Source organism: Nocardia sp. NPDC049220, from assembly GCF_040647855.1.
Classification (GTDB): Bacteria; Actinomycetota; Actinomycetes; order Mycobacteriales; family Mycobacteriaceae; genus Nocardia.
In genome coordinates this window covers 24255-35050 of record NZ_JBEZDA010000031.1, presented here as the reverse complement: position 1 = coordinate 35050, position 10796 = coordinate 24255, and the positions used below count along the sequence as shown (strand labels likewise).

General features: G+C 64.2%; 8 protein-coding genes. 2 read left to right on the top strand and 6 right to left on the bottom strand.

Annotated elements, in window-relative coordinates:
• The 6 genes from AB0C34_RS30470 to AB0C34_RS30445 form a co-directional block, all read right to left on the bottom strand.
• A partial coding sequence (locus AB0C34_RS30470) for a condensation domain-containing protein (RefSeq protein WP_357080574.1) occupies positions 1-1548 on the bottom strand: 1548 nt, incomplete at its 3' end.
• Positions 1549-2499: 951 nt separating this feature from the next.
• Entirely contained in the window at positions 2500-3468 is a 969-nt protein-coding gene (locus AB0C34_RS30465) for an acyltransferase domain-containing protein (protein WP_357080571.1), read from the bottom strand.
• 404 nt (positions 3469-3872) lie between these two features.
• Entirely contained in the window at positions 3873-4694 is an 822-nt protein-coding gene (locus AB0C34_RS30460; protein WP_357080569.1) for a YceI family protein, read from the bottom strand.
• Positions 4694-7297, bottom strand: coding sequence for an MFS transporter (locus AB0C34_RS30455; protein ID WP_357080566.1), 2604 nt, complete (start codon positions 7295-7297; stop codon positions 4694-4696). The genes AB0C34_RS30460 and AB0C34_RS30455 overlap by 1 nt, the downstream gene beginning before the upstream one ends.
• A gap of 9 nt (positions 7298-7306) precedes the next feature.
• A complete protein-coding gene (locus AB0C34_RS30450; RefSeq protein ID WP_357080563.1) occupies positions 7307-7771 on the bottom strand; it encodes a MarR family winged helix-turn-helix transcriptional regulator in 465 nt (154 codons plus the stop codon).
• A 460-nt stretch (positions 7772-8231) separates the two neighbouring features.
• Entirely contained in the window at positions 8232-9581 is a 1350-nt protein-coding gene (locus AB0C34_RS30445) for a family 1 glycosylhydrolase (RefSeq protein WP_357080559.1), read from the bottom strand.
• Between the two features lie 229 nt (positions 9582-9810).
• On the opposite strand from AB0C34_RS30445, the gene AB0C34_RS30440 reads away from it, so the two are divergent.
• Complete coding sequence (locus AB0C34_RS30440; RefSeq protein WP_357080556.1) at positions 9811-10017, top strand: hypothetical protein; 207 nt, start codon at positions 9811-9813, stop codon at positions 10015-10017.
• A gap of 461 nt (positions 10018-10478) precedes the next feature.
• Positions 10479-10787 carry a hypothetical protein gene (locus AB0C34_RS30435; protein WP_357080554.1) on the top strand — a complete coding sequence of 103 codons (309 nt, stop codon included), beginning with the start codon at positions 10479-10481 and terminating at the stop codon, positions 10785-10787.
• Positions 10788-10796 lie beyond the last annotated feature (9 nt).

Genomic DNA, 10796 nt, shown 5'->3' with positions numbered 1-10796 from the left:
GCGTTCCAACGCCCGCACCGATTCGGCCCGCAAGCAGTGACTGGTAGTGGCGCCCCGCTGCGACATCACCACCGGCCGCGGCCGATCAACCGGCAAACGCAACTCCACAGGCAGGTCCGTGAGCCTGGCCCGCCAGAACTCCAGGTTCTCACGCCGGCGCCGGATCCGCGCACCCGCACGGGCGCTGGCGGGATGGACCAGTCCCAGATCAGTACCCGGCGCAGCGGCGACGAACGCGTCGAGGAACTCCACAAACCGGGAGTAATGCGCGGATAATTCAGCACCGGTGTAGAGATTCGGATTCGCCATGAAGTGCAGAATCGTCCGCGGCGGATCCCCGGTTTGATACAAATCGACCAGCAAATCCTCAACCGGCCCCGAACTGAGTATATGGAACTCCCCGGTCACCGACCCGAACCGGATTCGCTGCGGGAAAAACATCACATTCACAACCGGACCCGCGAAACGCCGCTGCCCGCTATACCCCGCGGCCTCCCGAATATCAGCCAGACCGAACCTTTGATGCCGCAACACCCCCACCAGATCCGACTGCACCCGCCGCGTCGACGTCGCAACCGTCTCCCCCGCATCGAGCATGATCGGAAGCGGCGCGACGTTCACGAACACCCCGCCGGACCGCCGCAGCACCGCGGTAGTACGGCCCGACACCGGAATATTCACCACAACATCATCGCGACCGGTCATCCGGGCCAGATAGCATCCGAACGCGGCGATCACCACCGCAGCCGGATTCACCTCCAAAACCTTCGCGAAACGATCGATCCGCCCCACCGTCGCCCGCGACAACTCAGCAGCCGCGACAACACTGTCCGCCCGCGCAGGCGCACGCCCCGCGACCAAACTGGACCCATCCCCCACCCCGGCAAGACGGTCCACCCAATACGCCCGATCGCTCCCGAACCGAGCCGACTCCCGATAACTGCGGTCAGCCTCATACAACGTACGCAGATCCGCAGCCAAATTCGGCTCCGGCGCACGCCCCTCCACCGCAGCCGTATACAACGCGGCGATCCGATTCACAATCGTCATCGCAGCATAACCATCCAACGCAACATGATGAATCCTGCTGTACAACAAGAAATGTCGATCCCCGACCCGCACAATCGCCGACCCGACCAACCGATCCCGCGCCATATCCAACGGCCTGGTGTACTCCCGCCGCATCCACTGCAAACCCGCCGCCACAGGATCCCGTTCACCACGCACATCAATCACCGGCCCCGCCGACTCCAACGACGGATCGAACAACTGATGCGGCTCACCATCAACCGCCACCAACCGCAGGTACCCCGATTGGAACTCATGGCCTGCTTGAATCGTCGCCGCACGCAGCAGACCGAGGTCCAGCTCCCCATGTAACTCGATATACTGCGCCTCGGATATCGGCACATCCGGACTCAATTGTTGAGCCAGCCATAGCCCCCATTGCCCCGCAGACAGTGGTACCGGCTGCGTCGCCGACTCGCCCGAATCGGCATTTTCGCTCGATCCTTGATCGGGATCGAGCTGTGGTCGCGCAACAGTCATCATTTACCTCCAGCCCGACCGTCCTCAGTGTAAGCCGACTGATTCGTCTGCGTGTACTCGAATTCTCGTCCAAGCCGCGAGGCGGCTGCCGAATTCCGAGCACCACAGGAGGTGGGTCGAGGATATTTTTCAGGACATTTGCGCAGGTCAAGACAGTGATTGATCGTCCAGGGTAGATGAGTGACTTTTGGCCCTACGATCGACATCCAAAGGCCCTTGCAGCCACCGTGAACGGCGGAAAGCGCAGGGCTGGAACGCAATCTGGCAATCAGTCCGCCTAAATCTTCGAAGTGGTGATCTGCGCCACGGCGTTATTGCTCTGTTGGGCGAATTGCATTCTGGCCAAAAAAATGCAATCGAAGTGATCTGAGATGTTTATGAACCTTGTCCGTTAAATGTTGTACCAGTGGCTTTTTTTGGGGGGGCGAGTTCGCCAACGCTGCGCGAGGTCTGTTCAATCACTTTTTCCGCCGCTCCTCGAATCGGTCGGACTCGAGTTCGTCCGGAATACGCAGAGCGCGCCGTGCCGCGGCGCGGTGCCGCGGCGGCAACGCTGGTCGATCAGGTGCGGAACCCGTCCCACGCGGTGCGCTTCCGAGTGAGGTCGACGAAGTCGGGCTCGAAGTCGGGTCCGCGATGACCGCAGTCCACAGACGGTTTCTCCGCACAGTGGCCGACCCGTTGTCCGTAGTACTGGGGACATATCGGAGAAGTCGAACGTCTCCCTGTAACCGGCCACCGCGGCGATGACGGCGACGTCGGTGATGATTTTGTGCCCCACCCGGACCCGAAGTCGCCGACGTGGCGAACCTCGACCAGCACCGGCTTGATCGAACAGGCGACCGGCATCGCCCCGCCGACGACAAAGTGGCCGACCGTGAGCACGCGTAGGGGAATAACTCGGTATTGCGATGTCGGCGGTAGTTGGAGTGTGCCGGCGACGGTGCCACGTCACCCGATGCCGGAACTACCCAGGTTCTGCCTTTGCCCAGCCGTCTGACCTGTCACTTGGATCATCGGAGCGATCGTGCTTCGGCCTTCGAGAACTGCGGGATGAGTGCGGGCTTGGACCGACAGCCCCGTTCCCGGGCCGGTCTCGATCAGCGTCGAACTTCGATGGCCGAGCAGGTCCGACAGCGCGTTCCAGAACAGCACCGGATACATGATCTGTGCTGCCCAAAAGCCAGGATCGATGGCCTCGTCGGCGCGCAACCGCAGTCCGGTCCGGCCCGACCAGATCGGGATGGTCGGCTCACGCAGTCGCTCGGCCGCGATGGACCGTTCGAACACCCTCGCCGCGTCGGTCATGCACGGACTGTGCCACGGTTGTCGGGCGGGCACCGATATCGTGGCGAAACCTCGATCACACAACACCGATTCCGCCGTGCGCACCTCCGGGTCCGGGCCCGCGACTATGGTGCGTCTAGGTCCGTTCACTGCGGCGATCGTGACCCCGGCCCGCACCCATTCCGCACTCAGCTGTCGCCGGATGACGTCGGGAGTTGCCGCGACCGCGAACATGCCGCCCGGCGGCGCGAGGCTCAGCGCGCGTGCTCTGGCGCCCATGATTCGTGCGGCTGAACGTATGTCGAAAACCCCGGCGACTGTCGCGGCAGCCAGTTCACCGACACTGTGACCGAGCAGGGCGACGACATTCGCCCCGGATCGGATCAGCACGGTGGCGAAGGCGTATTCGATGGCGAAGATGAGGGGCTGCGCGACCCGGCCGTCGTCGAGATCGGTCTCCGGGTCATTGGAGAGCCAGCGCCGCTTGGGCTCGACCCCTTCTTCGGACATCAGCGCAAGGAATTCATCAACTATCGCCGCGAATTCCGGCTGGCCGCGATAGGTGTCGAGGGCCATGCCGGTGTGCTGGCTGCCTTGGCCGGGTAGCAGCAAGGCGATCGGCTGCTCGGTCACGGATACTCCCTGTGTCGCTTCTCTGTCGAGGTAGCGATCGTGGTCTCCAGCGTGCGGCGGCGGCACAATCGGTTGAGCACTTTCCTGGACTCGACATTGTCTGTGGCGCCCGATAATGCCATGATCGGCGGGTGTTCGCCCGACGTGCTGCTGATGGGCTGATCGCGCTGGTTGTCGACCACGATGTCCCACGCCGAACCTTGCAAACCTGTACGCGCAGACACGCAGAACGAGTGATCAGCGCCGATCTTGGCGATGGCGGCGGTCTCTGCCGAAAAACGGCCCGCCGGATCACGGCAGTCCGGACGAACTTCCGGGACCCGGCGAGGGTGGTCGGCCTCCGCGGCGGGACACCGGCACCGGGCCACTACCCCGCCCCGCGCAAACCGACCTGCTTCCGCGAGCTATCCGGCCGGGAGCTGTTCGCCGCGAACCACTTCGATGTCGAGGTCGAGCTTGACAGTGGCGCCGACGGCGGCGACTCCGGCGCGCACGATCGCGTTGTAGTCGATGGCGAAATCGTTGCGGTGCAGCTCGGTCTCGGCGTGGAAGGCGGCGCGCACGCCACCCCATGGGTCATCACCGTAGCCGCCGTAGGTGAGGGTGAGGTCGATCTGCCGGCGTTTTCCGTGCAGGACGAGCTCGCCGGGCATCACGAAGGTGTCTGAGCCCGTACGGCGTAACCCGTGGCCGGTGAAGGCGATCACCGGATAGACGTCGACATCCAGGAAGTCCGACGATCGAAGGTGATTGTCGCGCAACTCGATTCCGGTGTCGACGCTGGCAGCGCCGATCTCTGCGTAACCGGTGGACTGTTCGAAACGCTCGGCGATATCGAGCCGCCCGCTCACCTCGGCGAAGCGAGCCTTGATACTCGCGATGCCGAGGTGACGTGCGGTGGCGATCACCGTGGAGTGCATCGGGTCGATCGTCCACGGACCCGGTGGCGGAAGCGTGACCGCGCCCGCTTCTGGTGCCAGTGCGATGTCGCCGAGCAGACTCGTACCCGCGGCGGAGGTCCGGGCGGTCCGGGCCATCGGCTGATATCCGGCCGCGGTGACCACCGCCGTGTGCACGCCCGGGGGCAGCGGCTCGGTGGCCACTGCCCCGGTCTCGTCGGCCACGGCGCGGGCGACTTGACGTCCGCTCATATCCGTCACGGTCAGTACCGCATTCGGCACCGGCCAGCCCTCGACGGTGCGAATGCGCGCGGTGAGACCACTCATCAGTAACCCTGCATATCGTCGGACTCGTATCCGAGTCGAACATCGTGGCCGATCTCGCCGCTGGACACCGTGACCTGACTGGTCACCGGTGGGTACCCGCGCGCAACGACCGTATATCGGCCGGCCGGCAGGTCTGTCACGACGTAGTGCCCACTCTCGTCGGTGCGGGTGGTCGCGGTCAGCTCACCCGCTGCGTCCAGCACTGTGATCTGGACGTCGGGCACTGTGCGGTTTCCGTCGGCCCGCGCCGATCCGGAAAGCACCGCCATCGGAGCCAGTTCGATGTCGTGACGCAGCAGACCGCTGTCGGGAATGGTCAAGGTGATCGCGCTCGGCCGCATGTGCTCAGCGACCGCGACCAGGGTGTAAGTGCCCGTGACCACGCCCCGGCACGCGTACGCGCCGTCGTCCGCTGTGCTTGCCGCTCCCACTACTTCGCCGCGCATATCGGTCAGCGTCACAGTCGCACCAGGTAGCGGTTCACCGCTCCCGGCTGACCTGACCACACCGGAAAGTTCTCCGGAGCCCATCAGACGGAGGTCGAATTGCTGCGGTCGATCTCCGACGGCCACGGTGACGGCCTCCGGCTGATGTCCGGGTGCCGAGGTGATCAGCACATAGTTGCCCGCCTCGGGCGCACCGATCAGGTACCTTCCATCGGCATCCCCGGTCGCCCGAGAAACTTGGCGGCCCCGCTGGTCGATCAGGGTGAGAACGGCGCCGGACACCGGACTGCCGTCTTCACGATGGATGCGTCCGCCGATCGACGAAGCGTCGTAGCTGCCGCCGGAGAGCACCGTCGTCACCTCGGTGCTCGCCGTCGCGGTTGCCCGCGGCTCCGCCCGGTAGACGCCGTTGCCCTGATGTTCGACCCGCACATGCTTGCCCACCCCGGCAAGCACCGGTTCAGGTTCGGAGAATACCTGTGCGGCACCCTCCCAAACCTGATCCTCATCCCACGACGACTCCGCGGCCGCGGCCGGCTCGGCCTCCCGGGCGAGCGGCGGCTTGGCAGCGTTGGGAGCCGGCTGATCCTGCAGCGGAATCTCTTTCATGAACATCAGCACCACGCAGGCCAGCAGCGCCACCCCTGCGGCGGAGTAGAACACGCCGTGCATGGAGTTGGTGAAGCCGGTCAGGATCGGCACCTTCAGCTCTTCGGGCAGGGCAGCGATGCCGCTGGTGTTGCTCTGCATGCTGTTGAGCTGGTCGGCGTCGAAGCCGGGCGGTAGCTGCCCGCCGAACGCGTCGGTGATCCGGTGTGGCAACAGGTTGAACAGGATCGTGAGGAACACCGCGACGCCGAGCGTGCCGCCCATCTGGCGGAAGAACGTCGCCGACGCGGTGGAAACGCCCATGTCCGACCGTGGTCCGGCGTTTTGTGCCGCGATGATCAACGTCTGCATGCAGCTACCGAGCCCGAGGCCGATCACTCCGCCGTACACCAGGGGCTGCCACAGCGGGCTGTCGAAGTGCACCTGTGCGTACAACACTGTGCCGACGGCGATGATAAATGTGCCCGCCACCGGCAGAAACTTGTAACGACCTGTCTTCTTGGTGATCCGGCCCGCCGATTGCGAACCGATCATGATGCCGAGCACCAGCGGCAGCATCAGCAATCCGGCGTTCGTCGGCGAGTAGCCACGCACCACCTGGAAATATGTCGGAACCATGGTGATCGCGCCGAACATGCCGACACCGACGATGAATCCACCCGCGATGGTGACGCTGAAGGTCGAATTCTTGAACAGCCGCAACGGGATCAGCGCGGCGTCTTTCATCAGGTATTCGACGAAGACGAACAGCAGGAAGCCGAGCGCGCCGATGCCGTAACACAGCAGCGCTCGGTCGGAGCCCCATCCCCAGTTGCGTCCTTGTTCGGCGACGATCAACAGGGGCACGACGAAGATGGTCAGCGTCAGTGCGCCGAGCCAGTCGATCCGATGGTTCTGGCGCTGGTGCGGCACGTTCAGCACCTTGGCGACCACCAGCATCGCAATCACGCCGACCGGGACGTTCACCAGGAACACCCAGCGCCAGCCCTCGATGCCACCAAGCATGTCGTAGTCGGAGAAGAAGCCGCCGAGCACCGGGCCGAGCACGGTCGCGGTACCGAAGACCATCATGAAGTAGCCCTGGTAGCGCACACGCTCTCGGGCCGGAACGATGTCGCCGATGATGGTGAAGGCCAGCGACATCAATCCACCGGCACCGAGCCCCTGGAAGGCTCGAAAACCTGCGAGCTGGTACATCGACGTGGCGAAGGTGCACGCCACCGAGCCGATGACGAACAGGCCGATCGCGGTGAGATAGAACGGCTTTCGGCCATAGATATCGGCCAACTTGCCGTACAGCGGCGTGGTGATTGTCGCGGTGATCAGGTAGGCAGTTGTCGCCCAGGCCTGTTCATCGAAGCCGTGCAGGCTGTTGGCGATCTTCACGATCGCGACACTGACAATGTTCTGATCCAGCGCCGCGAGGAACATGCCGAGCAACAGCCCGGACAGGATGGTCAAGATTTGCCGATGCGAGAGTTGCGTGCCCTCGGCGGCGGCCGGACCCGGCGGTGCCGCCGACGGTGCCCGGGTGGTGGAAATCGTCATGTGTGAGCCCTATTTCTGATCGGCTAGCTGTGGTGGAGTTGTCTCGATTCCTGTGTTGAGCCGGGTGAGCAGCTCGGTCATGGCGGCCCGGTCTTGCGAAGGCCAGTCGGCCAGAATCGCGGCCAACCATCGGTTGCGGTGTTTGCGGTTCTCCTCGAACACCCGCTCCCCTTCCGAAGTGGCCGCCAAGACGCAGGCGCGGCCATCGATCGGGTCGGCCCGGCGCTCGACCAGGCCATGCGCCACAAGCGATCTGCTCTCCCTACTGACGGTGGAGATTTCAGCGTGCAGTAGCTCGGCGAGCTTACCGGTGCGCTGTGGGCCGTCGTGGACCAGGCAGAACAGCGCGGCATAGGCCAGTCGATCCAGACTGTCCGGTCCGTGCCTGGCCATGTGCGGTTTCGCCCGGTTGACCGCACGCATGAACCGAACGAGCTGAACGCCGAGCTCGTCGGCATCCTCGGCAACGGACACGGACCTCACCTTTTCCACCAGAATCGTTAGCTGTTGCAACTAGTTGCTGTCGCCAACTATACATCTTCCGGAACGCCGTCAACCACCTGATCCCGACTACGCCCCCGGCTACCCACAGCGGGCACTCACAGCCGACTACCAGCAACTTTTAAGGTGCCGGAGGTGTGCGAAGGTAAGGTCAGCGCTCACCCGCGCTGAGCGTCCTCGTCGGCTCCGCCACGCGCGAATCGCGCTGACCCTCCCCCGCTCGGAGAACCTTTCGACAATGCTCAGCTCCCGCACACTGCCGACGGCGACTCGCGGGACATGCCGACGGGACCGCGATGACGAATCCTCGCGACGCGCGCCACCAGGGCAGCGCCGAGGCGGTCGGCCAGTCCTGTTCGCATCGGGGGCACCAGCGACCGGCCGGCAGTCGGACAGATGGTCGCTGCTGCCGGCCGGCGCGGTGGGCGGTGCGCTACGGGCCGGCGACCGGAGTCAGGCAGCTGGCCGGTGGATCGACAAAGAAGCAGATGGCAGGGCCGCGGGTGGGGCGATAGTCAGCGGGGACGCCACTCTCGGCGACGATTCGTGTGTATGCGCCGACCGCGTCTGTGGGGCGGCGCGTCAAGGTTGGGTCTGTGCGCACGTCTACGGTGTATAGGCCGAATCGTGGTGTGTAGCTGCCCCATTCGTAGTTATCGGTGAGGCTCCAGTAGTTGTAGCCGATGACGTTGATGCCGTCGGCTTCGGCGCGTTGGATCCAGTAGACGGTGTCGCGGAGATGATCACTACGGGTGTAGCCGTCGGCGCGGGGGCGACCGTTTTCGGTGGGCATGCCGTTCTCTACGATGTAGAGCGGTTTGTTCGGGAATCGACGCGAATAATGTTGCAGGGCATAATAAATGCCCTCGGTACGCACCGGTAGATCCCAGATCTGCGCTCCCGGCATATTCGGCATTGCCGATCCGCTGGCCCGCGCGATGGAGGACAGCAACGATTGCGCAGGGTCGAACGCGAAGTAGTAGTCGACGCCCACAAAGTCGAGTCGGTCCCCGATGCGATCGAGGAGCGGGCCGTTGACCTGACTCTCCGAGCCGGCGACATAGCCTACGTTGCTGGTCACCTGGGCGCCGGGCTGGATCCAATGGATGTGGTCGTAGATGGTGTTGTGGGCCTGGGCGACCCGATCCAGCATCTCGGCCGAGTCGGCGGCGCCCGCACGGGCCTCGTGCACGATGTAGGCGACCGGCTCGTTGACGGTGACCCACAGCGGATTGTGGGACGCGTAGCGGTCGACCACCTTGCGCATGTTGACCAGCCAGTCGTCTACCATGCCCGGATTGCGCCAGCCGCCGCGGTCGACGGCCCAGCCGGGGTACACCCAGTGGTCAAGGGTGATCATCGGCCGCATGCCGGCCTGCTCGATGCTCGAGATAACCGCGTCGTAGAAACGGAACGCGGCGGGATCCCAGGCTCCCGGGCTCGGCTGCAGCCGAGCCCATTCGATGCCGATCCGGAAGACCCGTACGCCCAGCTCGGCGGCCAGGTGGATGTCCGACGCATAGCGGTCGTAGAAGTCGACCGAATCGTGAAGTTCGTCGTAACCGGGATTCGCGGCGCGGTATCGCGTCCAATTGCTGTCGGGCGCATGGCCTTCGGACTGGAATCCGGATGCCGCCACACCCCAAAGAAATCCCGGATCCAGGGGCGACAGCCCGGCGACCTGCCGTATCGGTGGGGCGGCCGGGGCTTGTGCGCAGAGCAGCAGGGTCGACGCGGCGGCGGCGAGCGCGGCCAGGATGTACCGACGTAACCGGGATCGCATTGGCTCAGAGTAGCTGGATCAGGTCCCGAGGTCCGGGATTCGACCATGACACATTTGCGGAACTGCGAAATATTCACTGACGCAGCCGGCGTCGTCGAGTAGACGGCCAGTTATCCGTCGGGTTGCTGGCATAAGCAACTCCGGGCGTAATAGCCGATCCGCCACGCTTCAGGAAGAATCCGGGCTCATCGGTGCGCACCACCGCTACTATGGCCGAAGCGCACCGGGAGTGATCGCGGCGGACGCCGCACCGGTACGGTGGGGACCCAGTCACGCCTCTGGGCTCGAAACCCGCGCCGGACTTGCCTTCCTGAATGGCTGGACCGATCTGGGTGCGGAACTGGATCCACAGCGCGACGACCATCTCGTCACGCAGCACGCACGGAGCGCCATCACGGGTACCGGCTCGGCGGGCGATTACGCGAGCCCGACGTGACGCAAGTCGCTGTCACCGGAGACGCCTGTCGGCCATTGATGTCGACGAGGCTCGGCAGGGCCTGCCCTCACCGCGGAATCCTTCGGAGTCCACCCGCGATTCGAGCATCTTGTCGGCAATGTGCCGAGTCGGCTCGAGCAGATCGTAGGCATTTCCCCCATGCCGCTCGATTCGAAGCGCGGAGAAGCTTCCAGTAGTCGAACGTGACTTTCTCGAGTCCGACATCACGGAGTAGGGCCACAGCGGACACATCCCTATCGACTCGTTCGGTAGGTGGATCTGCAGGCCTACATGGAAACAGCCGCGCCGACATCGCAAGTGTTCTCTGCAGTGGCACGGTGCAAGGAGGATCGAATGGGCGACACGGGATCGGATTCCGGTCGGCGTGAGAAATGGGCTGTGTTGGTCGATCCGCGAGCGCAGAAGCCGAGGGGATGTAGGAACAGTGGAGGGCGCAACCGATGGAAGTAAGTCTGCGTGATCTGCGAAGGCTGGCAAAACAGCTGAGGGGCGTCAGTGCCGCGGTGGCGCGACTTGCGCCCATCGCGCAAAAGAGCCAGGACGCACTTCGAGCTGATCTGGAAGACTCGAATATGGTAGCGCGACTCGGGCGGACGCTCTCGGCTCTAGACGTATGCGTTGCCGACATCGCAGACTTGATCAACCAGCTCGGCGATACAGTGCAGGCGCATGCGGATCAGCTCGAACAAGTCGACCAGGACGCTAGGCGAGAAATTAATCGTCTGCAGCAAAATGTGCACAATGGATAGGCTGGAGAG

Excerpts from the sequence above, each read along its gene's own strand:
- AB0C34_RS30460 (WP_357080569.1), bottom strand. The coding sequence starts at position 4,694 with ATGAGTGGTCTCACCGCGCGCATTCGCACCGTCGAGGGCTGGCCGGTG.
- AB0C34_RS30455 (WP_357080566.1), bottom strand. The coding sequence starts at position 7,297 with ATGACGATTTCCACCACCCGGGCACCGTCGGCGGCACCGCCGGGTCCG.
- AB0C34_RS30445 (WP_357080559.1), bottom strand. The coding sequence starts at position 9,581 with ATGCGATCCCGGTTACGTCGGTACATCCTGGCCGCGCTCGCCGCCGCC.
- AB0C34_RS30435 (WP_357080554.1), top strand. The coding sequence starts at position 10,479 with ATGGAAGTAAGTCTGCGTGATCTGCGAAGGCTGGCAAAACAGCTGAGG.